The following is a 23356-nucleotide window of genomic DNA, read 5'->3' as shown; positions in this document are numbered from 1 at the left end:
GTGGCTTTAAGTGATGAATATTTCATGGCGGTAGCCATGCAGCTAGCTCAAGAGGCGGCTGACGCCGGTGAAATTCCAGTGGGGGCCGTAGTCGTTTCTAACCGTCGTATTATTGGAAAAGGCAGTAACCAGACGGAACGCCTGAAAGATGTGACGGCTCATGCGGAAATTCTGGCATTAACGGCCGCTACGCAACATCTGGGATCGAAGTTTCTCCGCGACTGCACGCTGTACGTAACCCTCGAACCCTGCGTGATGTGTGCCGGAGCCTTGTACTGGGCTCAATTGGGAAGACTGGTGTACGGAGCAGCCGATGAAAAAAGAGGCTATTCGAAAGCCGGTTCTTTGCTGCATCCCAAAACCCGCGTTACCAGCGGTATTTTGCGGGAAGAAACCGAAGCCCAGCTCGTCGAGTTTTTCCGTAAACTACGTCAGTTTTAGCGGTTCCTGTAAAATTCCGATAGCCCTGGAACTCTTTAACCCTTGGAATGCCTTTTTAAAACGAATAGACATTTATTCCTATTTTCAATCCTAATTTTCAACCAGCTATGGCTTTTGAACTTGCTCCTCTTCCCTATGCGGCAGACGCGTTAGAGCCCCACTTCGATGCTCAAACCATGACGATTCACCATGATCGTCACCACCAGACGTACGTTACCAACCTCAACAATGCCGTTGCCGGTACTGAACTCGAAGGAAAAACACTGGAAGATCTTCTCAAGAACGTAGGTCAGTTATCGCCCGCTGTACGGAACAATGGCGGTGGTCACTGGAATCATACATTTTTCTGGAATATTCTTTCTCCCAGCGGCGGCGGTAGCCCCAAGGGTGATTTAGCGAAGGCCATTGATGCCAAATTTGGCTCTTTTGATGCCTTGAAAGAAGAATTTAAAAAAGCCGCTACGGGTCGTTTTGGCTCTGGCTGGGCTTGGTTAATCGTGGGTGAAGACGGCGAACTCGCCGTGACTTCAACGCCTAATCAGGATAACCCACTGATGGACGTAGCCGAGAAAAAAGGCAAATCCATCATCGGTTTGGACGTTTGGGAACACGCCTATTACCTGAAGTACCAAAATAAACGCCCGGATTACATCGATGCCTTCTGGAATGTAGTAAGCTGGGATGTTGCTGAAACTAACTATCAATCAGCGAAATAAGTCGATACAGGGACGGAAGAAGGAAGAATTCCAAATTTTTTCTTCCGTCCCTCTACCGCAAGTACTTGCTTTTTAGTTTTTGAATATGCTATATTTGTAGCTCGAAACGGAGGATGTAGCTCAGCTGGTTAGAGCACCAGATTGTGGTTCTGGGGGTCGCGGGTTCGAACCCCGTCTTTCTCCCTCCTGTCAAACCTGATAAGTTTAACTTGTCAGGTTTTTTTATTGCTACCGCCTTCTTCTATGAAAACCTTGCTTGCCCGCCTGCATTCTTATGAGCCCATCATTCGGCTGATCCTGGCTTTGATGTACATCACTGGTTTGGTTGGTCTTCACATGTCTGCTAGCGAAGATGTATTCCGGTTGCTGGTTCCTTTTCACTTGATTACTACCGGCGTGTTGTTATTGCTTTTTCAGGAATCGCCTACCCGTTCGTTCTGGCTTTTCTGTCTGTCCATCTTTTTGATGGGATACGGCGTGGAAGTAGCAGGCGTACATACGGGCGTGATTTTCGGCGAATACTGGTACGGAGCTACGCTGGGTTTGAAAGTATTCGAAGTACCCTTAACCATTGGCCTCAACTGGCTGGTTCTAACCATCGGAGCGGGTATGCTATGGCAGGAACGGCCCTTGCCTAGGGCTGTACGGGCCACCTTGGCGGCAGCCTGCATGGTTTTTCTGGATGTGCTACTAGAGCCCGTAGCCATTCGGTTTGATTTCTGGCACTGGAAAAACGAACAGATTCCGCTCCAGAACTTCCTGGCCTGGGCTCTGGTAGCCTGGGTGTTTTGCCTGCTTTTTGAGTTCGTTCGCTTTCCCAAAATGAACCGCCTGGCGGCTTACCTTTTTGTGCTTCAGGTTCTCTTCTTTGCCACGCACCGTCTGCTGCTACTTCTTCAATAATTTTCTACAAATATTTAATAATCAATTAGTTATTAAAATTTAAAACAATTCTAAGAACCCTGAGGTTTTTAATTAGCAAGCTCAATCTCCGCTAACGAAGAGCTCTTGCAAACATTATCGTTCACGTTCACGTTCACCAATCAATCCTTACTCGCATTAATCGCTCCGAAGGCATCGTCGGTACTTACGTTTTATGCTCTGTTTGTAAAGTTCCAGCTTTCTGAGGTACATGGCCATGAGCAGTTACTCGATTAAAGACCTTGAGCAGTTATCCGGAATCAAGGCCCATACGCTACGAATCTGGGAACAACGCTACGCTATTATTCAACCCAAACGAACCGATACTAACATTCGGACCTATGCAGAACAGGATTTAAAACTGGTGTTGAACATCGCCCAGCTCAAAGATCACGGTTACAAAATTTCAGAAATAGCAAAGATGACCACGGAGGCCATCCACCAGAAAGTGATGGACATTTCCGAACGTCAGCTGGCTTATCCCGATCAGATTCACGCCCTTACGCTTTCGATGCTCGATCTGGACGAAGACCAGTTCGAAAAAATCATCAATACCAATATCCTGCGATTTGGCTTCGAAAGCCTCATTATCAACATCATTTATCCCTTTCTTAGCCGGATTAGTACGCTTTGGATGACGAGCAGCATTGGTCCTGCTCAGGAGCATTTTATCGTTAATCTAATTCGGCAAAAAATTATCGTGGCCATTGATGGTCAACTGAACAAACAACGCGAAGGAGCCCGAAAATTTTTACTCTTTTTGCCAGAAGGTGAACTTCAGGAGCTAATTCTACTTTTTGCCGATTACATCATCCGCTCACGGCACCACAAGGTCGTTTACCTGGGTCAAAGTTTGCCTTTTGAAGAGTTGGGTTTTGTGTACAATGTGCACAGTCCCGATTATCTACTCACTATTTTTAAATCCATTCCGCCGGGTTACGAGGAATTTCAGGCGTATCTGGACAAATTTTCGGCAGCCTTTCCTCGAGCCACGATTTTGATTCTCTGTAATCAGCACTCGCACGGGCCCATTCTGGTTCCGGCCAATATTCGATTTATCCGCGACATTCAGGAGCTCATCCAACTGGCCGATCATTAAAAAAGCCCGGCGTTTTCTTACGGAAACGCCGGGCTCAATCTTTCACTCGAGTTTAAGTTGAACGGTCTTCGGTATCAGTGAAGGAGTTCATCAAAATTCAGACTTACGTAATACATACCGCCAATCTGCGGGTTGCCCCAGGCCGTCGTATAGGCTTTATTCAATACATTACTGGCTCCTACTTTCAAAATTGATTTTACCGACGGAATTTTCAAACTTACCTGAGCATCCAGCGTACCATAGGCCGGAATTAAAACCTGTGGGTGGTTTTCAGTCGTACGAGCTCGAGCGGGCAATAATAGTTCCATCCAGTTAAAAGCATCCTGATAGCGATAGGTAACCGCAAATCCCCAGTTCGAACGAGCTGAAATTCGCTTGGCTACCGAGGCATTGTACCGGTACTTAGGCGTATTAAAGCCGACCTTGAAACCATCATCAAGTACATTCCGGTTCCGCTTTCCATCGAAAAGTCCTACGCCCCCGGTATTTAACGTCGTATTCGACACGTTTCCGCTAATGATAAAACCCTTGGGTAGCAAATAATCCAGCCCCAGACCAAAACCCTGGTACCGGATATTCTTTTCGTAGTTGTACGGTGAAGAAACCGTTAATGGTCCGCCCGTACCCAGCGTTTTAGGATTATCCGGGTTAATGAATACCAATCCTCCGATGTAATTCTGGAAAACGCTATGGTAATAGTACGCATCGATGAGCAACTTCTCGGCAATCAGACCTTTATAACCGATTTCATAAGTTAGCACGCGTTCGGGCTTGAATTCCGTCAATCGGATTTTATTCCATTTCGAACGATCGCTGGTGTTCGATAAGTAGGTATCATCGTAGGCATACAGTTGGTCCGCGTACGAATTCAGGTTATAGGCATCCCGAACGACTTGCAAGCCACCCAGCAGTAAGGATACGGGTGAAGCCAGACTGATGTACTGATTTTGAGTGGTGGGGATACGGAAACCCGTTTGGTAGCTAGCCCGAATATTATGCGTTTTCGCCAGCGTTAAAACGCCCGACAGACGTGGGCTCCACTGGCCTTTAAAGTTCTCATTCTTATCGTACCGAATCGATCCGGTCAATTTGAAAACATCCGCAAACGAACGAACGGCCTGTACATAGCCGCCCCACTCTTTGATATTGTATTCGCCACCACCCGGTTTTTGCAGGAAGAGCGTACCGCCCGAGTTCAAATCGTACACACGATAATTTCCGCCTACCAAGACTTCCGCAATTTTAGGATCGAGCAGCTTCTTAAAGTTGTACATCCCTTCGGCGTGGTAGAGATTGGTACGGTCTAGGAAACGGGCTCCCTGCGGAATTGGATTGCCTTTGACCCGATCAGCAACGGCGTTAAATTCAGCTGTACCGGGTTGTAGACGACCTGCATCAGCCGCGGAACGAGCTAATCCATTCAACAGGCCGGCGTTAGCACTGACCGCACCCTGAGCGGCGGCGTAAGCGGCCTGGGGCGTTTGTCCAGCTGCCAGAGCCGCCTGTAGAGCCTGGTTGAAGAGTTGCAAGGCTCCGCCCCCGTAGGTAAACGCGTATTGTGGATACCAGGAGCTCGCCAGAGCGGCCGAGTTAAGACTGGGTTTCCAGGCTTCATTGATATAACTCGCCAAAATACCCGACGCATAGGCATCCCCTGATCTTTCCTGGGTAGTATACGCTCGTACGAAAAAATGATCTCCTTTCAATTCCAGTTTATACTGGCCTAAGGTGAAGTCTTTGATGTAATAACGGTCTGAAGACGTATACACTGTTGTACCCAATCCCCAGTTTGCCTGTACTATCGCTTCTACTTTATCACTCAGGCGGTAGTGCAGAGCACCGCTCACTTTCAGACTTTTCGTACGATAATCTACCAAGTCCCGTTCGGTGTATCCCGTGCGAGCCACTAATTGATCGGGCAAAAGAATACCGTTGATAATGGTGCTTGCGGGTAAACCCGTACCGGCCGAAATCGCTTTGATCCCGTTGACAATCTGCGTCAGGCGAGGATCGATCGCGTTCAGTTGAGCGGCGGGTAATTGCATAAACTGGGCAAATACCGGCCGAAAACTAGCCAGACTCACGTTCGATGAATTCTCATCCCCGTACACATTCACACCGTTGTAATTGGGGTTAGTGGCAGGTATACGGTCAAATCCCGGATATAAGGGGTTATCGGCCGCCAGCCCGAAGCTTTGGTCTCGGGTATCCGTTGCTTGCCAGTCTTTGGCCGCTAAGTAACTTACGTTGAGTTTAAAGGCTACTTTGTTATTGAATGCTTTGGCAAAGCGAATAGAAGCGTCATAAAAGGGCGTGGTTGCTTCGGAGCGGTTACTGGCGTGCATGACGCCACCTTTCACGTAGGCACTTAAGCCCTGGTATTGAAATGGACTCTTACTGTTCATCAGTAGTAGTCCATTGGTTGCATTGGGACCATATAGAGCCGAAGCTGCTCCCGGCAGTAACTCCACACTTTCCAAATCGAGTTCGGAAATACCGACAATGTTTCCCACGGCGAAATTGAGGCCGGGAGCCTGATTGTCCATCCCATCTACCATTTGTACCACCCGCGTATTGCCATTACCAGCAAAGCCCCGGGTATTGACTGAGGTAAACGTCAGCGACTGGGTGGCTACATCCACCCCTTTTAAATTCCGTAAGGCATCGTAGAAGCTGGCCGCGGGGGTAGACTGGATACTGCGTATATCCATTTTTTCGATGGATACGGGTGATTGAAGTACGTTCTCCTCCACGCGAGAAGCGGATACTACCACTTCTTCACCCAAATAGGCCTGCTCATGGAGAGTAATGGTCAGATGGGTTTGATTCGCGGAAACATCCAGTACCTGCGTCGCGTATCCAACGCTGGAAATACGGAGCTGAAGCGGTGGTGTGGTTGACGTATTCAGGGTGAAGTTTCCTTTGGCATCGGTGATGGTACCCGTTACCGTACCTACTAATGAAATACTCACCCCAGCCAGCGGCTGTTGGGTAGCAGCATCGGTAACTTTACCGGTCAGAGAAGTTTGACTGTAGGCCGCTAGGCTTCCTAATCCAAGCAGAACAATCCAAAATAAAATACAGGTACGATTCATAAGGGGAACGAATTACATCAATGAACGGGCGAATGTACAACGAAGAATTTGTTAACAAGATGACTATTTTACATTAAAAATATTCAATTAATTATAGAAATAATAAAATAATTCTTTTCAGCGAAAGCATTACGAAACACTTTCTTTACTTAGCGTGTTATTCACGTTATGAATTCAATTTTCCGGGTCATTCCTTTGATTTTAGTAGTAATCAGTGGGTGTGCCCGACCTAAACCGTACTTGATTGAGTCAGCGTACCGTATGGATCAACAGCCTTCCGCTCCGGATTATACTAGACCCGCTCACTGGGCGGCTTTACCCGACCGGAAGGATGCTGCCGATTTGGTTCCTACGCATTCCTCGTTTACGAATCAGCAGGCAACGGCATCCGTAGATGCCTTTTTCGTTTATCCAACCCTGTACGTGGGTAAACCGCAGGGATCGCAGTCTTGGAATGCGGATGTTAATGACCCCACATTAAACGCCCGTATTGACAGTAGTGCGATTACGAATCAGGCTACGGTTTTTAATGGTTCCTGTAAAGTGTATGCCCCCCGCTACCGGCAAGCCCATTACGCCGTTTTTCTGACCAAAGACACCGCAGCCCAACACCAGGCTCTTGACCTGGCTTATACGGACGTCCGAACGGCTTTTTTGTATTACCTTAGTCATTACAACCAGGGTCGGCCTATAATCGTAGCCGGTCATAGTCAGGGCAGTATACACGCCATTCGTCTATTGCAGGAGTTTTTCGACGGGAAAGAATTACAGCAACAACTGGTAGCGGCGTATTTGATCGGACGACCCGTAACCCGGCAAACGTTTCAATCCTTACGCCCGATTGAAAAGCCTGGACAGTCGGGCACTTTTGCGAGCTGGTGTACCTTTGAAAAGAATTTTCACCCAGAACCCGGTTTCTTCCAGGAAGGTCCAGAGGTCATCTGTACCAATCCCCTACTCTGGAATTCATCGGAAACCTACGCGGCTCGTTCGCTACACCAAGGAGGCGTCGGCAGAAATTTGAAATTTCTGCCTAAATTAACCGATGCTCAAACGCACAACGGATTACTCTGGATTTCCAAACCGCACGTCCCTGGAGCCTTTTTACTGAATATTAAAAACTGGCACGTTGCCGATATTAATCTATTCTATGGAAATATGCGAGAAAATGTAGCTTTGCAAGTAAACCATTACTTCCAAACTCATTCCGCCAGATAGTTGAAGAAGTGATCCGCTTTGACACCTATCGTAACCCTATCTTTATTGAATGATCGAATGAACTTCCAACACACGTACGTAGTCATCATGGCCGGGGGCGTCGGTACCCGCTTTTGGCCCTTTTCCCGCCAAACCTATCCCAAGCAGTTCCATGACGTCTTAGGCATCGGACGCACCATGCTCCAGATGACCTTCGATCGCCTGGCCGACATCTGCCCGGTTGAAAACGTCTACATCGTTACTTCGCAGGAGTACTATGATTTGACCAAACAGCAACTGCCCGAGCTTTCCGACCATCAGATTCTGTTAGAACCCTCCCGTCGCAACACGGCTCCTTGCATTGGCTACGCCTGCTACAAGATTGCCACCAAAGACCCCGAGGCCAATATCATCGTTACCCCCGCCGATCATTTGATCTTAAAGGAAAAAGAATTCACCGACCGCATCAAAGTAGCCCTTGAGGCCACGGCTGAATCGGACATCTTAGTGACCCTGGGCATTACCCCCACCCGGCCCGATACGGGCTACGGCTACATTCAGTTTGATGGCCTGACTGACAAGGAAGTCAAGCGGGTGAAGACCTTTACCGAAAAGCCGCACCTGGAGCTGGCTCAGGCTTTCTTAGAGAGTGGCGATTACGTTTGGAACGCGGGTATCTTCGTTTGGAATGCCAGATCCATTCGCAAAGCCTTTGAAACGCACCTGCCCGAAATGGACGAAGCCTTCCGGGATATGGCTACTCATTTTTATTCGGACGATGAAGCTACGCAGTTACTGCGAGCGTACCCCCAATGCCGTAGTGTTTCCATTGATAATGGGGTCATGGAAAAGGCTCAGAACGTGCACGTGGTGCTGAGTGATATTGGCTGGTCGGATCTGGGCACCTGGAAGTCTCTCTACGAAGTGAGTGAAAAGGATGCCAACGACAACGTGATTGATGGCCACATCGTCACTCACAATACGACGGGTTCGATCATCAAGACGCCCAAGGAGCGGCTGGTGGTAGTGGAAGGTTTGTCGGATTACATTGTCGCTGAGTTTGACAACGTGCTTCTGATCTGTCCCAAGGACAAGGAACAAAAAGTCAAAGAGTTTGTCGCGGATGCTTCCAAGCGAGGCACTCATTTTGTCTAGTTAACTTCTTAGTACATAAAAAAGGATACGGAATTCAGTCTTCCGTATCCTTTTTTTTATAACCAATTTCTTTTACTCGCCTTGTTTTTCCCAGCCCTGAGCCGTTAGCGGAATGGCTTCGTTTTGCTTGGTAATCAACAACGCTTCCGTCGGGTCGGCCGAGATGAAGCCGATAAAGCTAATATCCGTCGTCTGATCCAGAATTTTCTGGTAGTCTTCCTGCCGAATGGTAAAGAGTAGTTCGTAGTCTTCTCCCCCATTCAAAGCCGCCGTGAAAGGTCCTAACTTCAACTCCGTAGCTGCCAGGTAAGCTTTCTGATGGATAGGGATTTGTTCTTCGAAAATGCGTACCCCCAGACCCGACTCGGCCGCCAAGTGACGTAATTCAGAAGCTAATCCGTCCGAAACATCGATCATGGAAGTAGGTACAATGTTCAACTCCCGTAGTTGCTTGATAATGTCCAGACGAGCTTCGGGTTTGAGTTGTCGTTGCAGTACGTATTCATGCCCCGCCAGTATCGGCTGGCTTTCGGGGGCTTCGAGAAATACTTGTTTTTCCCGCTCTAGAATCTGTAATCCCAGGTACGCCCCGCCCAGGTCACCACTCACGCAAATAATATCATTAACGGAGGCTCCGCGGCGATACGCTATTTGGTCTTTTTCCACCGTACCCAAAGCCGTTACGGAAAGCACCAGTCCTGAACGCGAAGTCGTCGTATCTCCACCCACCAGTTCCACTTCGTAGTCCTCACAAGCCGTTAGAATACCCGCGTATAGTTCATCGACCGCTTCTACGGAAAACCGATTACTTAAAGCAATACTCACCGTTACCTGCGTCGGTAATCCGTTCATGGCCAGAATATCTGAAATACCCGCCACGATGAGCTTGTAACCCAGGTGCTTCAGTGGGACGTAACTTAAATCAAAGTGGACTCCTTCCACCATCAGTTCGGTAGAAACTAACTGATAGTCCGTATTCCCTTTACTTACCGCCGCATCATCACCGATGCCCTTGACGGTTCGGGCGTGGGAAAACTGTTGCTGAGAGGCGATGCGATGGATAAGGCCAAACTCGCCCAAAATATTCAATTCCGTACGTTCTTCCATTCTTGTGAAACCTTCCGGGGAAGGCTTTAGTTTCCGGCTAAAGAAAAAGCCTCCAGTAATAGGGAGGCCTTACAAAAATAGCTTGAAATTAGATAGGAGTAGCCGAAAAGGTGAAAGCCTTCGGCTTGGGTCCTAGGGATTGACGAGTTGATACTCGTTGGTCGTATTACCCGTTTTAGGATCGGGTGTCGTACGCGTGAGATTCAGTTGGGTCTCCGTTGGCGAACCATTGATGTTGAATTCTACCGTACCATTACTACCCGTGGGCTGAGGCTGGAGATTGGTCAGCGTCAGTTTTTTATTGTCGGATGAAATCGTCCAGTTTCCTACAAATGTTACATCGTCGATTGTAGTCCACCGTACGGTTTGCTGGGCGACGTTACTCAAATCGAGCTTGAATTTGGAATACGTCGTTTTGATATTGCTGGCTCCCCCCTTCGTATAGACCAGCGTATTATTTTCCTTTACCGTATTCACCGTCCATACTTTACGGATAATCTCGGAAACAGGTTTTGAGTTTGGCTTCTTACAACTGCTGGCAATCAGGACGGTCAGGGCTAGGAGACTATATGAAAGTAAATATCTTTTCATCTGCATTTCATTTTTGCACTAAAATAGCGGAAATACGAGACTTCCCATCAATCGATACTGAAAACGCAAAAAATTGGCGATTATTGGTCTTTTAAGCAGGATTTAATGGAAACGTATCAAACCTATACCAAGGCCCAACTGGCCCTTCGAAACGGTCAGGACCGGGAAGAAATCTGGGTGGCTTTTCAGGGAACCATTTATGATGTAACTACCTCGCGACTGTGGCGAAACGGCAAACATTACGAACATTGGGCCGGGCAGGATCTGACGGAAGAACTCAGAGATGCCCCCCATTCTGAACGGGTTTTTGAACGGTTTCGAGTGATTGGAAAGCTGCGTTTATGATCCCTACCAAAGGTTTGAATGGGTTTAAAGTTTGAAAAGTCAGTACAATGGATTTTATCCCATCCTACTGACTTTTCAAACCTTACACTTTTTCAAACGTTCAACTTACTCAAACCTTACATCCAATCTAATCTCTTATAACTTCACCAGTACGGATTCAATTGTAGACCGGTGGGGTTCGTACTGAGCGGGTAATTTCAGGTTTTGGCCTAATTCTTCCAGCGACTCATCGACCGTGAAACCGGGATTATCGGTAGCAATTTCGAAGAGTACACCACCGGGTTCGCGGAAGTACAAACTGTGGAAATACTGCCGGTCAATTTGCGGCGTAATATTCAGGCCACGGCTCTCAATTTTTTCCCGCAAAGCCAGTTGAGCGGCATCGTCTTTCACCCGGAAGGCAACGTGGTGTACACTACCGCCCGCTACATGACCACGACGTTCGCCAGGTACTTCTACCAGATCAATGACATTCGCCGTCTCACTATTAGGGTTCACGAAGCGGTACCGATTCACGTGTTCCATTTCCAATTTATAATCCAGCAATTCCGTCAGAATTTCGGCCGTTGGCTGAATGTTAGCCAATGTCAGCGTCGTACCGGAGAAGCCTTTGATCGCCTGAGCATCGCCAATCTCAGCGGTGGTATTTCCAGAGCGGTTATCTTTCTGTGCGGTTACCGTCAATTCGAGTTTCAATCCGTCGGGATCGAGTACGGTCAGGTATTCTTCGCCGAACTTCGTGGCGGGTTTATTATAAATGACGCCGTGTTGCTCAAGTCGTTTGAGCCAGAAATCCAAGCTTCCTTCGGGTACGGAGAAACCAACTTCCGTGGCCTGTCCCGTTCCTCTGCGGCCTTGTGGTACGGCATTGCCCCAGGGGAAGAAGGTCCAGATGGTACCGGGTTCGGCCTGATAGTTTCCGTAGTAGAAGTGATACGTTTGCGGATCGTCGAAGTTGACTGTTTTTTTCACAAACCGCATGCCTAGCACTTTGGTATAGAAATCATAATTTTTCTTGGCATCACCGGCAATCGCTGTTACGTGGTGAAGGCCTATTACGTTGGTTTCCATGATCTTTCGTGTTTACTATTTCGACTGATTTGATGATACAAAGCTCGCTGATTATAGCCGGCTAAGGAATGGCGGAATCGCGGAAAGGCTTGTCGAAATCGGGGATGGGCGGTACTTCTGAAGGTGATGTGCCATGTATCAGTACCAAAGGCTAGCATCAGCTTTGTATTTCGCAAGAGCTACATCTGTAGCGAATGTTGTACTACCCCGCCCCGCAACTTTACTGGGGCCAACAAAAAAGCCCAGAACCAATAGTTCCAGGCTTATCTACATATCCACTAAACACCTTAAAACTAGGCACATCTACGTATTAGACGGGCACTGGTTCATTTGGTCAAAATGTTTTTTTAAGTTCTTACGCATGGACAAAGCCTACTCCAACGGTAGCGTGCGAGAATTCATCCACTAAGATGAAGGCTCCGTTGGCGGGGTTCTCAGCGTAAACGTCCGCAAAAACCGGCTTGGCTACTTTAAGTCGAATCGACCCTATCTCGTTTAATTTAAGTTGACTAGGCGAGGAACTCTTCTCGAGTGACTGTACGTCAATGAGTTCTTCCAAGGCCAGTACTTTGGCTTTCGTATCGTTGATGCCGTGTTGTAATAACAGCGTTTTACCGGGTGTCAAAGCTTGATAATCCAGCCAGCAAACCTGAGCCGAAAACTCCCGATGCTGAACGGGCTCCTGTCCCACTTTCACTAGCATATTGCCCCGCGAAACGTCAATATCTTTCTCCAGCGTTAGTACCACCGACTCCCGAGCGTGAGCCTGTTCCAGTTGCTCATTAAAGCGTTCGATGGTAGCAATTTTCGACTGCTGACCCGTGGGCAATACGACTACTTCATCCCCTACCGAAAACGTACCGCTAGCCACCCGACCGGCGTATCCGCGATAATCGTGGTATTCTTCCGTTTTGGGACGAACTACGTACTGAACTGGAAAACGAGCGGCCTGCGATGAATCCACTTTTATCTGATCGTCCATGGCTTCCAGCGTCTCCAGCAGAGACGGTCCCGTATACCAGGAGATTTCCTCGGATTTCTTCGTAACGTTTACGCCGTACAAAGACGAAATGGGGATGAATTCTATACTTTGTCCTTCAAACTGTACTTGAGCCGCAATGGCTTCAAATTCCCGCTTGATTTCCTCAAAACGTTCCTGACTGTAGCCAACCAGGTCCATTTTGTTCACACAGACAATCACTTTCGGTATGCGTAACATCGCCGAAATGAAGAAATGTCGGAACGTTTGTTCCACTACGCCGTGCCGGGCATCCACCAGAATCAGGGAAACTTTAGCATTGGAGGCTCCCGTCACCATGTTCCGCGTGTACTCAAAGTGACCCGGCGTATCGGCAATGATGTATTTACGACGGGGGGTACTGAAATAAATATGAGCTACGTCGATCGTAATGCCCTGCTCGCGTTCGGCAATCAGACCATCCGTCAACAGTGAAAGATCCAGAAAATCCAGCCCTTTGCGTTTACTAGCCGAATCTAGGGCTTCCAGTTTGTCGCGGGTAATGGATTGCGTTTCGTACAAGAGACGGCCAATCAATGTACTCTTTCCGTCGTCAACTGAGCCAGCGGTAGCAATGCGTAAAATGTCCATGTATACAAAAGGGGATTACGTAAAGCCCTAGCTCCGACTTGCCCCGTTGAAGATTTTTAATACTAATTTTCTCTGCTAATCGTCCGGTTAACGCTTAGAAATAGCCCTGTTGCTTGCGTTTTTCCATGGCCGCTTCCGAGCGTTTATCATCCATCCGGGCACCCCGTTCCGAGATTTCAGCGGACAGGATTTCTCCGATAATATCATCAAGCTCCGTTGCTTCCGACAGGACGGCCGCCGTACAGGTCATATCGCCCACGGTACGGAATCGAACCGTCGCTTCGAACGGAATTTCGTCGGTATCTTTATTAATGTATTCGGAATCGGCCCAGAGCATCCCATCCCGCTCGAATACGGGACGTTGGTGAGAGAAATAGATGGAAGGCAGGGGAATACCCTCCTCCTTGATATAATTCCAGACGTCGAGTTCGGTCCAATTGGAGATGGGGAATACGCGAACGTTTTCACCCACCGAAATGCGTCCGTTCAGCATGTCGAACAACTCGGGGCGTTGCCGCTTGGCATCCCATTGCCCGAAATCGTCGCGTACGCTGAAAATTCGTTCTTTCGCCCGGGCTTTTTCCTCGTCCCGACGAGCCCCACCAATGCAGGCATCGAACTTGAATTCTTCAATGGCGTCGAGTAGCGTTACCGTTTGCAAGGCATTACGGGAAGCGTATTTCCCGGATTCTTCCTGAGCTTTTCCCTGATTAATGGAGTCCTGTACGTAACGAACAATCAGCTCGGCTCCTACTTCCTTCACCAGCCAGTCGCGGTATTCGATGGTTTCCGGAAAGTTATGACCCGTATCCACGTGCAGCAGCGGGAAAGGAATTTTGCCCGGATAAAAAGCTTTCTGAGCCAGGCGTACCAGGGTAATGGAATCCTTTCCTCCCGAAAACAGAATGGCGGGCCGCTCAAACTGAGCGGCTACTTCCCGCATGATATAAATAGCTTCATCTTCCAGCTCACGGGGGAAAACAGGCTTTTCCAGAGCAGAGGTAGGAATCAAGGATTTATCTCCGAATGAACTCATAGTCAGACTTGTAAAGATTTCCGTGGTTGGTTTTCGAAGGGCCTCCCGGAAATGATCTATTGTTTAGACGATACTTCTACGCTGAGTGTAAGCCACACTCTTTTTTCGATTCTTCCCACCACCAGCGGCCGGCCCGGGGGTGCTCGCCCGGCTCGATAGCCCTCGTGCAGCTGGCACAGCCGATACTGATGAAGCCTTTGCGGTGTAATGGATTGTCGGGTACGCGGTATTCCGATAAATAAGCCAGTACCTGATCGTAGGTCCAGTGAATAAGCGGGTTGTATTTGAGTACCTGATTTCCGTTATCCCATTCCAGAACGGGCATGTCAGATCGGTTTTCCGATTGCTCCGCCCGTAGGCCCGTAATCCAGATTTCGGCTCCGGTCAGGGCTCGTTTCAGCGGTTCAATTTTACGGATGAAGCAACATTCTTTCCGATTTTCAACCGAGTAATAAAAGCTATTGAATCCTTTTTCCTGTACCAAGGCTTCTACGCGTTGCGTGTTCGGGAAGTACGTTTCCAGGGTCTGGTTGTACTTGGCCCGCGTCGCATCCATCAACTCGTAGGTTTCCTGAAATAAACGACCCGTATCTAAGGTGAAGACCCGTACGGGCAAGTGGTTACGAAAGATAATATCAGTAATAACCTGATCTTCCTGACCTAGCGAGGTTGAAAATACTACTTTCCCGGGAAATCGTTCGGTAAGTAAGGCCATTGCCGCCGCGGGTTCCAGAATTTCCAGCTGGGGTTTTAAGTCCTGTATTAATGCTTCGTTGTTCATACGCTTCACGGGGTTCTTCCGCTGCCGATCCTTCGTTTTTTATATACTATCGACAAAATTAGACAATGTCTATAAATTAGATAGAATGATTAACTGATTTTATCAGGAAAACTGTTCGTTCGGACGCTGACTTTTAGCAAATTTTATGAAACCCGAAGCCGTACTAGCCTTATGACCTTCTCCATAAACTTCTAAAAATCAACAGTATATCTCCAAAACAATTCACTTATTTTCTCTTCTACCTACGCGTATCAACACAAAAGTAAGGATAGATTTATCTGATCAGCTTTTCTTCTCCCGTACTGATTTTTACTGGATTAGACCCAAATAAAAGCCCCGCTCGGCGTAGAGCGGGGCTTTTATGGGTAGGACATCGAACGGATCAGCTACCTACAAATTTTTCGGCTTCACGAGCCTTTTCTTCTTCCTGTTGTGAGAGCTCTTTAAACTCTTCATCGTTGTGACGTTTGTGCTCAAGATTTTCTTTCTCCTGGCTTACTTCATTTTCTGCATTCTTTTTTTCTACCTGCTCTAAAAACTTCTCTACGGTAGGTTCTGGATTTTGCGATTCTTGATTTTCCATACATAGCTGAGTTTAGTAAATAAGCCTTGTTAAAATTTAATACCGCCCTTCTTTACAGCGTAACGCGTAGGTTTTCCCCAATTTGGGACGGATCAGACGGTACAGAGAGTGGCACTACTTTTGCCCCCCTATAGGATATTTATATAACTAATATACCTCATCTTATGGAAACGATCCAACCTACGCGTCCGGCTCCCGGCGAAAAATCTTCTGAAATTCATCGGGATACCCCTTCTGAAACAGCTCAAGAATTAGAACTTGAAAAATCCATGGAGGAAAACGAAGGTCCTTTAGGATTGGGTGATGAGTCGGCGTATCCGAAAGAAACCCGTCAGCAGGAGGACCGCTCGGTACAGAACGTTTTTCCGGGTTCAGTGCCTGAAGTGCCACCGACCTCACCGCCGACACCCGAAATCCAGCCAGACTTACCGAATGTTCCCGGTACCTTTCCGGATCTCCCTCATGCTCCCGAAGAAACACCGGATGTAGTACCGGAAGCTCCGGACGAAACGCCTCCGATGCCAGACATTCCCGAGCAGGCTCCCATTCGTCCCGATGAAATCGGGGAAGTAGAAAATATTTCTGCTTCTGAGGAGGCTATGCCCGTACCCACGGCTATTTCGGAAGCAGATCAACAAAATCGGCTTCATCCAGCTCTGTAAAAATCTGTTTATCAATCAACTACGTACTTATTCATTATCCAATCGCACGAAAGTAGTATGGCAACTGAAATGGAAAACCTTATTGATCAGCTGGAATTGCTGGTCAAAATCAATATTGATCGCACCAAAGGCTATTCGGTAGCGGCCAGAGATGTAGAAGAACCGCAGCTGAAAGCATTGTTTGAAAAACTAGAGAAAGAAAGTGAAGGCTTCGCGGACGATTTAGGTGAGGTATTGAAAAAGTACAAACAGACGCCTCCTGAAACAGGTACAACCGCCGCTCGCTTTCACCAATTTTGGATTGACATTAAAGATAAATTACTCGGTAAAGACCGGGATGCCATTTTAAGTTCTTGCGAGACGGGTGATGAAACGGCTCTTGCTACGTATACAGAAGCGTTAGCGCACGAAAAAATTCAGACGCTGCCCGATATTCAGATTTTACTAGAAGGTCAACAAACGATTATTGCCCAGGATTTAATGCTCATTCAATCGCTACGCAACGAAGAAAAGAATATTTCTCAAGCGTAAAAACACGCTTTGGAATGGTATTAGTGATAGTCTAGGCATAAATGCGGTATCCACCCACGTAAGGCGTTGCTCTTCGATTCGTTTTTCAAAACCCATGTTAAATCAATTACAGAATTTATTTTACTATTCCTGACCATGGAAAGAGCTGACAATCACCGCCTAGACTATTGGCTTAATGCCCTTATACACGCTCATGAAGGACGCGTTCGTGTATATCATACCCTAGTTACCCGCGTAAACTGTTTGTTAGTCAAACCTTTCCTCATGCGAGGAATGACTAGCAGTAGTTTATGCAAGACCCAATTAGTGAACCAATTGTGGAATTATGGGGGAAGAATGTCCTATGATGTGGTATCTGCCCCACAGTGGAACGACGTGCTTGACCACGATGACTATGAACAAGATTTGCGTAGAAAAGTAGATGAGAATCTGCTCGTACTCTATCGCAATGCATTACGGGAAGATTTACCCGAAAGCGTACGACAACTCCTCACCAGTCAGTGGAAACTACTGAAAACTTTCACGAATCGACTGGCTGAACTGGAACCAGAACCGACTAATCACTATTTAATGCGAGCTTAGTTTAGTTCAATTTATAATGAAAGTAAAAGCGGTAAGAACATGAAGTTCTTACCGCTTTTTTATGCATCTAGTATCGTGGGTATTGGATTGAATAAAGTCGTTCTGAGAGACAGTAGTCTTATTGCAGGAAGGTTATGGTAGGTTAAGCCGCTACAAAAGGTCTACTGCGTACGCAAGGTATCACTTTCCTGTACAAAAGCTGAATCTTTATCAGTTACTGCTCCGACGCCTTTTGTACCCGTAGGACTATTGGTGAAGAGACCACCAACAATAGCCCAGATAGCACAGATAGCTACTACTACACCAATGAATATGAATAGTTTACGAATATTCGGATTCTCGTTCTGCGGAGTATTAATCGGTTGCTGAGCCATAAGGATATTGGTTTGATTGAAGTATTTCTAGTTACTGATTAATTTAAAATTGTTGTGCCTTTTCTTCTATAAGCCAAAAACCCTTATTAATCAGAATGTTATAAACGAAAGACCCGCTGAGCGGGTCTTTCGTTACTAGAAAAGTTGTAGATTATTTTTCCCGTCTCAAGCTTCTACGGGCATCTTCAATTTTATCATCCAGATCATCCATATATTTCGAAACGTCGCGTTTGGCTTTTCTCCACTCACGACCCGAAGACTGGTTGATACTATAGTACTTCTCGAAAAGCTCCGAACGGCTTTCTTGTAAGTCTTCTCGCATGGCCTCCCGACGACGGCGTTCCCGACGGGTTTCGCCTTTTTGCTTTTCGTCTAAAGACTCAATTCGATTGTTCAACTCATTGATCTGGTCGTCGAGTCGTTCGGCTAATTCGCGTTTCTCACGTTCCTCGCCAGAATCCTGGCGGTTCGAACGACGGGAGCTTCGATCCCAATCCTCATCCTGGTAACGGTCGTCGCGGTCATCATACCGACGGCTGTTGCGATCGTCACTGTACCGATCATCATAGCGGCGGCGATCCCGGTCATCGCGATCATCATTGTAACGATCCCGGCGAGAGCGGTCTTCGTAGCGACGATCATCATCCCGGTAACGATCTACTTCATCCCGGTCACGACGTTCACTCCGGAAGAAGTTCCGATCCTCATTCCGACGCTCCCGGTCATCCCGACGTTCATCATCTTTGCGTTCATCTGACTTTTTATCTTCGTCTTTCCGGTCTTCATCCCGACGTTCTTCGTATTTTTTATCCTCATCTTTCCGCTCCTCGTACTTTTTATCGCTATCTCTTCTTTCATCCCGGTAACGGTCCATGTCTGATTCATCGCGACGGGCTTCTCTTTCCTCCCGTTCTTCCTGACGGCGATCTTTTTCTTTCTCCTCGCGTCGCTCCTGTTTTTCCCGATTTTCGCGGTAGGCGGTACGGTTTGAATCACCGCGTTTAAGGCTACTGGAGAAGTTATCCAGTCCCGCACATGAACTTAAAAATAGTCCAGTAGCCAAAGCTCCTAGTAAAATGATGTGACGTTTCATAGCTATTTCAATTAACGCACTAGCGGTTTCTGTGGGTAGTTAATAAGGCTAGTGCAAGGGTAGTTGGTTGGATGTTAGAAATTATAACGCAGACCCGCGTTCAACTGAGGACTCAAGTAAAAGAAAGCCGGAAGTAATTCGGCATACAATCCTCCTTCCACAAAAAGGGAATAGGGGCTTCGCTTGGAAAGAAACTCGACCCCAGCCACTACGGTAGGCCCAATGCCAATGCTTCGGTCATGAGCATCACTAGTAATGTCGGGATAATAATTCCGAGACGTTAGCTGAGCCCCCACGCCTCCGTAAAGCGACATTCGTTCATTAAATGCGGGAGCGTACCAGAGATAATTGGCATTGATGGCAAACCCAACGCCTTTAAGCCTACCTTTCCGATAATCGCTCGTACCACCAAACAGCCCTCCGTAGGTACCTATATTCACATCAAAGGCATTACGGTCACCGTATTTTCGGATATTGAGGCCAGTAGGCTGACCAATTTTCAGACCCAAGGCCCAATCTTTAATTTGAGCATGTACCAGCGTCGTACAGCTCACAAAAAATAGAGAGATAAGAATTTTTTTCATGGGTAGTTCATCTTAACAAGTAATCAACGATTGTACTAATTTAATCACCATTGATAAATGAAAATCTGCTAGTTATTTACTAACAATTTTCATGCCGTTGTCCTTTTCTTCTCTTAATCAAAGAAATTCAGGTGCCTACCGCTTTATATAACGTTTTTGGGGAAATGACTACCCATGCTTTGAACGGGTTTACCCCTTCTCTACCCGGCACAAAACTTTCTTTCATCCTCCCCAAAACCCAAAACAGCTATGAAATCAGAAGAAATGTTAGGAACTCTTTCGCCCACGACTCGGGAGCGTGCCTTACTGATTGCCAAACGTTTAATGCGAGGCGGTAGACGAAGTCCAGCTGAAGCTATCAAGATGGCCAGCGAATTGGCCCGGCGATGGGCCTGGCGTCAAGTACCTGCTCGCCGTTTAACGGAAACCTATTATAATTAGCTTTACTATTATCCTACTTACTACTTATGGCTTCCTATCAAAGACTCAAAGATTCTGTAGCAATGATTACGGGTGCTAGTTCCGGCATTGGAAAAGCAATCGCTATTGAAATGGCCCGTGAAGGTGCTTCGGTTGTCATCAACTATCATAAAACATCAGAAGGTGCAGAAGATGCCTTAGCTCAGATTGAAGCCTTCGGCGGCAAGGGCATTATCGTGAAAGCGGATGTAAGCAAAGAAGAAGATGTCAAGCAAATGTTTGATAAAACGCTGGAAGCTTTCGGAAAGCTGGATATTCTCGTTAACAACTCAGGTCGTCAGGTTGATGCTCCTTTTCTGGAAATGACCCTTGATGAGTGGGAAGCCGTCATCTCGACTAACCTAACCAGCCAGTTCATCTGCTCAAATCTGGCGGCCCGTCAATTTGTGAAGCAGGCCGAAGCGAATCCTTCCCAAGAGGCCAACGCTATTGGTAAAATCATTTGCATGAGTTCGGTTCATGATATGATTCCCTGGGCTGGACACGTCAATTATGCGGCTTCGAAAGGTGGTGTACTGATGTTCATGAAGTCTATCGCTCAGGAACTGGCTCCTTTGAAAATTCGGGTAAATGCCATTAGCCCGGGAGCCATTAAAACACCAATCAATAAGGAAGTGTGGAGTGATCCCGAAAAGATGCCCGCTCTGATGGATCTCATTCCGTACAAACGCATTGGTAAACCGGAAGACGTGGCTAAACTGGCCGTATGGCTCTCCTCGGACGAATCGGATTATATTACCGGAGAAGCGATCTATATCGATGGAGGTATGATGCTATATCCAGAATTTGCAGACAATGGTTAATGCCTTTCATGAGAGAAAAAAAGAAGGGATGCCTCAAACGGGCATCCCTTCTTTTTTTCTCTGACTATGGATTAGATCAACTGTGAATCGTAAACGACTACTTTACTCCACAAATGTTTGTTCTTATCGATAAAAGCTTTGTGTTCGGGGTGTACCAGGTAAGTCTGCTCGTCTTTAGCGGAGGCGAAGACCAGCATGACCGAGAAACTGTAGGTACCATCCGTTACCGCCTTATCGAATTCGGTAACGACGGGCTTACCAATGTGCGCGTGTTTGATCACGGACAGCTTACCCAGACTCTTCAGGGCATTCAGTAACTGATCGTGCTCGGCTTTATTTTTCGGGTTTTTCAACCAGAAAAATACGTGGTGAACAAAGGTTAGTTTTTCATCGGCCTGGGGTACTGCACCGGCAGCCGCAACAACGGAGGCATTTTTCACAAATGATCGACGATCCATGGATTGAGGTTATGATAGAATTTGACTGAATTAAGCTACTAATCTAAATTACGATCCTGTTTCTTGATTTCGCTTCGTTGCATAGAAACGCGAACTTTCTTGATTCGTTTCTGATCAGCGGCGAGTACCCGGAACGTGAATACGTCATGAATGACCTCTTCATTTACTTTGGGTAGACGTCCAAATAATTCCAGTAACAATCCGCCTAACGATTCGCTATCGCCGCGTACGTTCCCAAAGACGTCGATCCCCATGTTCATCACCTTGGTTACATCGTTGAGAGACGTTTTTCCCTCAAACACGTAGGTGTTTTCATCAATCTTCGTGTACTGAATTTCTTCTTCATCGTACTCATCACGAATATCCCCTACAATTTCTTCAATGATATCTTCGAGCGTAATCAGTCCTTCGGTTTCGCCGTATTCATTGACGACAATGGCCATATGGACGCGTTTTTCCTGAAAATCATGGAGCAAATCGTCAATCTTTTTGCTTTCGGGAATAAAGTAGACGGGTCTTACATTAGCCTGCCATTCGTAATGTTCGTCTTTATCAATGTGCGGTAACAAATCCTTGATGTACAGAATACCTTCAATCTTGTCGATCGACGTTCGATAGACCGGTACACGCGAGTAACCCGACTTATTGATTTTATCCATCAATTCGTGGAAATCCAGCTCAATATCGAAGGCAGTAATATCCATCCGGGATCGCATGATCTGTCGGGCCGAGATGCTACTGAAGTTAACAATTCCCCGCAGGATTTCCTTTTGCTCCAAAGACGTATCCTTTCCCGTTGTAATTTCCAGGGCGTGGCTGAGTTCTTCGGCAGTAATAGTATAGCCTTTCCGTTGAACCCGTTTTTCGATGATATTGGAAATACCCATCAACGGTACCGAGATCGGTCGAAAGAGAAACTGAGCCGCTTCAATCACCGGAGCTGTAATCTTCAGAAAGCGAATCGGATTCTGATTGGCCCAAACTTTGGGTATTAATTCACCGAAAAATACAATCAGAAAGGTTACCCCAACGGTTTGAATCACTACACCGACCCAGGCCGCCACCCCTTCACCCAGGGCTTCCTTGGTAGCAATGGAGGTCAAGGTAACCAGCGTAATGTCGAGTAAATTCTTGAAGATGAGCAGCGTCGCCAGTAACAACTGCGGATGATCGAGCAATTTGGCAATCCGGCGTTCGGCGGCGTTGTCGCTATCCCGAATTTCGTTACGAGCGTCGAGTGAAAGGGAAAAAAAGCCTACTTCTGAACCGGCAGCTAAAGCCGAGGCGGCTAGTAATAACAACAGCATAAGGCCGTTGCTGATGTAGAATCCGGCACCTACCGCGTTGGCGAGAGGTGCCCAAATAGGGAATGGGTCTAAAATATCGCCCAGGGTTAGAGCGGATTCAGTGAGCAAATGTGGCTCCAAGTCAGGAAGCGTTTGGTGAAACGTAAGCCAAGGTAACAAAAAATTGAATCCGTTAACCCCGACCGATTTGCAAAACAATCAGGATTAACGGATATGTACTAATTATGGCAAGCAGATTTAATGCCTAGAAGGGTAAATCGTCTTCGTCGCTGCCACTGTTGAAAGCAGGAGTCACCGGCGTAGTCGGCCGGGGAGCTGCGGGCGTCGCTGCTGCCGTCGGAGCTGGCGTACTACTCGTCGAAGCCGTGGTTGGCGTGAAACCACCTTCTTCATTACGGCCACCGCTACCCATCAGGTTAAGTTCCATCACCCGTAAACGTAACGCTGAACGGGTGTTGCCTTCTTTGTCAGTGAACTCTTCCATCCGTAAACGGCCCTCTAAATACACCTGATCTCCTTTTTTCAAATACTGAGAAGCGATGTCGCTCAGGCGTTCCCAGGCTTCTGCCCGGAACCAGGTCGTCTGTTCTACTTTTTCGCCCGTACGGGTCGTGTACGATTCAGTAGTAGCCACACTAAATTCCGTTACTTTAGCTCCGCTGGGAAGTGTCCGTGTTTCGGGATCACGCCCGAGATTACCGATTAAAATTACTTTATTGAACGTCCGTGCCATGT

General features: G+C 47.2%; 26 protein-coding genes and 1 tRNA gene. 13 read left to right on the top strand and 14 right to left on the bottom strand.

What is annotated here, in order from left to right; genetic code table 11:
• Positions 1–24: 24 nt before the first annotated feature.
• The 5 genes from C5O19_RS17710 to C5O19_RS17690 all read left to right on the top strand — a co-directional run bounded on the left by C5O19_RS17710 (position 25) and on the right by C5O19_RS17690 (position 3177).
• Positions 25–441 carry a nucleoside deaminase gene (locus C5O19_RS17710; RefSeq protein WP_104714731.1) on the top strand — a complete coding sequence of 139 codons (417 nt, stop codon included), beginning with the start codon at positions 25–27 and terminating at the stop codon, positions 439–441.
• A gap of 107 nt (positions 442–548) precedes the next feature.
• Positions 549–1157, top strand: coding sequence for a superoxide dismutase (locus C5O19_RS17705; protein WP_104714730.1), 609 nt, complete (start codon positions 549–551; stop codon positions 1155–1157).
• Positions 1158–1265: 108 nt separating this feature from the next.
• Positions 1266–1341 (top strand) — tRNA-His (locus tag C5O19_RS17700).
• Positions 1342–1400: 59 nt separating this feature from the next.
• Entirely contained in the window at positions 1401–2060 is a 660-nt protein-coding gene (locus tag C5O19_RS17695) for a carotenoid biosynthesis protein (RefSeq protein WP_104714729.1), read from the top strand.
• 235 nt (positions 2061–2295) lie between these two features.
• A complete protein-coding gene (locus C5O19_RS17690; protein ID WP_104714915.1) occupies positions 2296–3177 on the top strand; it encodes a MerR family transcriptional regulator in 882 nt (293 codons plus the stop codon).
• A gap of 74 nt (positions 3178–3251) precedes the next feature.
• Here C5O19_RS17690 and C5O19_RS17685 read toward each other — a convergent pair whose 3' ends face one another.
• A complete protein-coding gene (locus C5O19_RS17685; RefSeq protein WP_104714728.1) occupies positions 3252–6272 on the bottom strand; it encodes a TonB-dependent receptor in 3021 nt (1006 codons plus the stop codon).
• Positions 6273–6440: 168 nt separating this feature from the next.
• Between C5O19_RS17685 and C5O19_RS17680 the strand changes: the two genes are divergently transcribed.
• Complete coding sequence (locus C5O19_RS17680; protein WP_104714727.1) at positions 6441–7490, top strand: DUF3089 domain-containing protein; 1050 nt, start codon at positions 6441–6443, stop codon at positions 7488–7490.
• 57 nt (positions 7491–7547) lie between these two features.
• Complete coding sequence (locus C5O19_RS17675) at positions 7548–8624, top strand: mannose-1-phosphate guanylyltransferase (RefSeq protein WP_243406435.1); 1077 nt, start codon at positions 7548–7550, stop codon at positions 8622–8624.
• 72 nt (positions 8625–8696) lie between these two features.
• Here C5O19_RS17675 and thiL read toward each other — a convergent pair whose 3' ends face one another.
• Both thiL and C5O19_RS17665 read right to left on the bottom strand, forming a co-directional pair.
• Positions 8697–9731: a thiamine-phosphate kinase gene (gene thiL / locus C5O19_RS17670; RefSeq protein WP_104714726.1), complete on the bottom strand. Its 1035-nt coding sequence runs from the start codon at positions 9729–9731 to the stop codon at positions 8697–8699.
• Positions 9732–9863: 132 nt separating this feature from the next.
• Positions 9864–10322 carry a hypothetical protein gene (locus C5O19_RS17665; RefSeq protein ID WP_243406434.1) on the bottom strand — a complete coding sequence of 153 codons (459 nt, stop codon included), beginning with the start codon at positions 10320–10322 and terminating at the stop codon, positions 9864–9866.
• A 105-nt stretch (positions 10323–10427) separates the two neighbouring features.
• Between C5O19_RS17665 and C5O19_RS17660 the strand changes: the two genes are divergently transcribed.
• Positions 10428–10667: a cytochrome b5 domain-containing protein gene (locus C5O19_RS17660; RefSeq protein WP_104714724.1), complete on the top strand. Its 240-nt coding sequence runs from the start codon at positions 10428–10430 to the stop codon at positions 10665–10667.
• 135 nt (positions 10668–10802) lie between these two features.
• On the opposite strand, the gene C5O19_RS17655 is transcribed toward C5O19_RS17660, so the two are convergent.
• The 5 genes from C5O19_RS17655 to C5O19_RS17635 form a co-directional block, all read right to left on the bottom strand.
• Positions 10803–11738: a ring-cleaving dioxygenase gene (locus C5O19_RS17655; RefSeq protein ID WP_104714723.1), complete on the bottom strand. Its 936-nt coding sequence runs from the start codon at positions 11736–11738 to the stop codon at positions 10803–10805.
• 355 nt (positions 11739–12093) lie between these two features.
• The gene (locus tag C5O19_RS17650) at positions 12094–13347 is read right to left on the bottom strand and encodes a sulfate adenylyltransferase subunit 1 (RefSeq protein WP_104714722.1); all 1254 of its coding nucleotides are present in this window, start codon (positions 13345–13347) and stop codon (positions 12094–12096) included.
• Between the two features lie 94 nt (positions 13348–13441).
• A complete protein-coding gene (gene cysD / locus C5O19_RS17645; RefSeq protein ID WP_104714721.1) occupies positions 13442–14383 on the bottom strand; it encodes a sulfate adenylyltransferase subunit CysD in 942 nt (313 codons plus the stop codon).
• Between the two features lie 76 nt (positions 14384–14459).
• The gene (locus tag C5O19_RS17640) at positions 14460–15164 is read right to left on the bottom strand and encodes a phosphoadenylyl-sulfate reductase (RefSeq protein WP_104714720.1); all 705 of its coding nucleotides are present in this window, start codon (positions 15162–15164) and stop codon (positions 14460–14462) included.
• 382 nt (positions 15165–15546) lie between these two features.
• Entirely contained in the window at positions 15547–15747 is a 201-nt protein-coding gene (locus C5O19_RS17635) for a hypothetical protein (RefSeq protein WP_104714719.1), read from the bottom strand.
• A 164-nt stretch (positions 15748–15911) separates the two neighbouring features.
• On the opposite strand from C5O19_RS17635, the gene C5O19_RS17630 reads away from it, so the two are divergent.
• From C5O19_RS17630 to C5O19_RS17620, 3 genes are all read left to right on the top strand, one after another.
• On the top strand, positions 15912–16409 hold the full coding sequence (locus C5O19_RS17630) for a hypothetical protein (RefSeq protein ID WP_104714718.1): 498 nt from the start codon (positions 15912–15914) through the stop codon (positions 16407–16409).
• A gap of 69 nt (positions 16410–16478) precedes the next feature.
• Positions 16479–16940 (top strand): ferritin-like domain-containing protein, encoded by a 462-nt coding sequence (locus C5O19_RS17625; RefSeq protein WP_165796052.1) that lies wholly within the window; start codon positions 16479–16481, stop codon positions 16938–16940.
• A 375-nt stretch (positions 16941–17315) separates the two neighbouring features.
• Entirely contained in the window at positions 17316–17522 is a 207-nt protein-coding gene (locus tag C5O19_RS17620; protein ID WP_133163386.1) for a hypothetical protein, read from the top strand.
• 161 nt (positions 17523–17683) lie between these two features.
• On the opposite strand, the gene C5O19_RS17615 is transcribed toward C5O19_RS17620, so the two are convergent.
• The 3 genes from C5O19_RS17615 to C5O19_RS17605 all read right to left on the bottom strand — a co-directional run bounded on the left by C5O19_RS17615 (position 17684) and on the right by C5O19_RS17605 (position 19573).
• The gene (locus tag C5O19_RS17615) at positions 17684–17896 is read right to left on the bottom strand and encodes a hypothetical protein (RefSeq protein WP_104714715.1); all 213 of its coding nucleotides are present in this window, start codon (positions 17894–17896) and stop codon (positions 17684–17686) included.
• Between the two features lie 151 nt (positions 17897–18047).
• Positions 18048–18989 carry a hypothetical protein gene (locus C5O19_RS17610; protein ID WP_104714714.1) on the bottom strand — a complete coding sequence of 314 codons (942 nt, stop codon included), beginning with the start codon at positions 18987–18989 and terminating at the stop codon, positions 18048–18050.
• A 74-nt stretch (positions 18990–19063) separates the two neighbouring features.
• Positions 19064–19573: a hypothetical protein gene (locus C5O19_RS17605; RefSeq protein WP_104714713.1), complete on the bottom strand. Its 510-nt coding sequence runs from the start codon at positions 19571–19573 to the stop codon at positions 19064–19066.
• Between the two features lie 249 nt (positions 19574–19822).
• Between C5O19_RS17605 and C5O19_RS17600 the strand changes: the two genes are divergently transcribed.
• Both C5O19_RS17600 and C5O19_RS17595 read left to right on the top strand, forming a co-directional pair.
• Positions 19823–20014: a hypothetical protein gene (locus tag C5O19_RS17600; RefSeq protein WP_104714712.1), complete on the top strand. Its 192-nt coding sequence runs from the start codon at positions 19823–19825 to the stop codon at positions 20012–20014.
• A 26-nt stretch (positions 20015–20040) separates the two neighbouring features.
• A complete protein-coding gene (locus C5O19_RS17595) occupies positions 20041–20856 on the top strand; it encodes a glucose 1-dehydrogenase (RefSeq protein WP_104714711.1) in 816 nt (271 codons plus the stop codon).
• 71 nt (positions 20857–20927) lie between these two features.
• Here C5O19_RS17595 and C5O19_RS17590 read toward each other — a convergent pair whose 3' ends face one another.
• The 3 genes from C5O19_RS17590 to C5O19_RS17580 form a co-directional block, all read right to left on the bottom strand.
• Positions 20928–21314, bottom strand: a complete 387-nt coding sequence (locus tag C5O19_RS17590) for a Dabb family protein (protein ID WP_104714710.1) — start codon at positions 21312–21314, stop codon at positions 20928–20930.
• A 38-nt stretch (positions 21315–21352) separates the two neighbouring features.
• Positions 21353–22741 (bottom strand): gliding motility-associated protein GldE, encoded by a 1389-nt coding sequence (gldE, locus tag C5O19_RS17585; RefSeq protein ID WP_233207828.1) that lies wholly within the window; start codon positions 22739–22741, stop codon positions 21353–21355.
• Positions 22742–22865: 124 nt separating this feature from the next.
• A complete protein-coding gene (locus C5O19_RS17580) occupies positions 22866–23354 on the bottom strand; it encodes a single-stranded DNA-binding protein (RefSeq protein WP_104714709.1) in 489 nt (162 codons plus the stop codon).
• Positions 23355–23356: the final 2 nt, after the last annotated feature.

Source organism: Siphonobacter curvatus (assembly GCF_002943425.1).
Lineage (GTDB): Bacteria > Bacteroidota > Bacteroidia > Cytophagales > Spirosomataceae > Siphonobacter > Siphonobacter curvatus.
Note: the sequence above shows the minus strand (reverse complement) of the source record. Positions and strands in the feature narration are given on the sequence as shown.

Excerpts from the sequence above, each read along its gene's own strand:
- thiL (WP_104714726.1), bottom strand. The coding sequence starts at position 9,731 with ATGGAAGAACGTACGGAATTGAATATTTTGGGCGAGTTTGGCCTTATC.
- C5O19_RS17605 (WP_104714713.1), bottom strand. The coding sequence starts at position 19,573 with ATGAAAAAAATTCTTATCTCTCTATTTTTTGTGAGCTGTACGACGCTG.
- C5O19_RS17610 (WP_104714714.1), bottom strand. The coding sequence starts at position 18,989 with ATGAAACGTCACATCATTTTACTAGGAGCTTTGGCTACTGGACTATTT.
- C5O19_RS17640 (WP_104714720.1), bottom strand. The coding sequence starts at position 15,164 with ATGAACAACGAAGCATTAATACAGGACTTAAAACCCCAGCTGGAAATT.
- C5O19_RS17710 (WP_104714731.1), top strand. The coding sequence starts at position 25 with ATGGCGGTAGCCATGCAGCTAGCTCAAGAGGCGGCTGACGCCGGTGAA.
- C5O19_RS17595 (WP_104714711.1), top strand. The coding sequence starts at position 20,041 with ATGGCTTCCTATCAAAGACTCAAAGATTCTGTAGCAATGATTACGGGT.
- C5O19_RS17650 (WP_104714722.1), bottom strand. The coding sequence starts at position 13,347 with ATGGACATTTTACGCATTGCTACCGCTGGCTCAGTTGACGACGGAAAG.
- C5O19_RS17680 (WP_104714727.1), top strand. The coding sequence starts at position 6,441 with ATGAATTCAATTTTCCGGGTCATTCCTTTGATTTTAGTAGTAATCAGT.
- cysD (WP_104714721.1), bottom strand. The coding sequence starts at position 14,383 with ATGAGTTCATTCGGAGATAAATCCTTGATTCCTACCTCTGCTCTGGAA.
- C5O19_RS17660 (WP_104714724.1), top strand. The coding sequence starts at position 10,428 with ATGGAAACGTATCAAACCTATACCAAGGCCCAACTGGCCCTTCGAAAC.
- C5O19_RS17625 (WP_165796052.1), top strand. The coding sequence starts at position 16,479 with ATGGAAAACCTTATTGATCAGCTGGAATTGCTGGTCAAAATCAATATT.
- C5O19_RS17695 (WP_104714729.1), top strand. The coding sequence starts at position 1,401 with ATGAAAACCTTGCTTGCCCGCCTGCATTCTTATGAGCCCATCATTCGG.
- C5O19_RS17665 (WP_243406434.1), bottom strand. The coding sequence starts at position 10,322 with ATGAAAAGATATTTACTTTCATATAGTCTCCTAGCCCTGACCGTCCTG.
- C5O19_RS17675 (WP_243406435.1), top strand. The coding sequence starts at position 7,548 with ATGAACTTCCAACACACGTACGTAGTCATCATGGCCGGGGGCGTCGGT.
- C5O19_RS17590 (WP_104714710.1), bottom strand. The coding sequence starts at position 21,314 with ATGGATCGTCGATCATTTGTGAAAAATGCCTCCGTTGTTGCGGCTGCC.
- C5O19_RS17630 (WP_104714718.1), top strand. The coding sequence starts at position 15,912 with ATGGAAACGATCCAACCTACGCGTCCGGCTCCCGGCGAAAAATCTTCT.
- C5O19_RS17685 (WP_104714728.1), bottom strand. The coding sequence starts at position 6,272 with ATGAATCGTACCTGTATTTTATTTTGGATTGTTCTGCTTGGATTAGGA.
- C5O19_RS17600 (WP_104714712.1), top strand. The coding sequence starts at position 19,823 with ATGAAATCAGAAGAAATGTTAGGAACTCTTTCGCCCACGACTCGGGAG.
- C5O19_RS17615 (WP_104714715.1), bottom strand. The coding sequence starts at position 17,896 with ATGGCTCAGCAACCGATTAATACTCCGCAGAACGAGAATCCGAATATT.
- C5O19_RS17580 (WP_104714709.1), bottom strand. The coding sequence starts at position 23,354 with ATGGCACGGACGTTCAATAAAGTAATTTTAATCGGTAATCTCGGGCGT.
- C5O19_RS17655 (WP_104714723.1), bottom strand. The coding sequence starts at position 11,738 with ATGGAAACCAACGTAATAGGCCTTCACCACGTAACAGCGATTGCCGGT.
- C5O19_RS17690 (WP_104714915.1), top strand. The coding sequence starts at position 2,296 with ATGAGCAGTTACTCGATTAAAGACCTTGAGCAGTTATCCGGAATCAAG.
- C5O19_RS17705 (WP_104714730.1), top strand. The coding sequence starts at position 549 with ATGGCTTTTGAACTTGCTCCTCTTCCCTATGCGGCAGACGCGTTAGAG.
- C5O19_RS17635 (WP_104714719.1), bottom strand. The coding sequence starts at position 15,747 with ATGGAAAATCAAGAATCGCAAAATCCAGAACCTACCGTAGAGAAGTTT.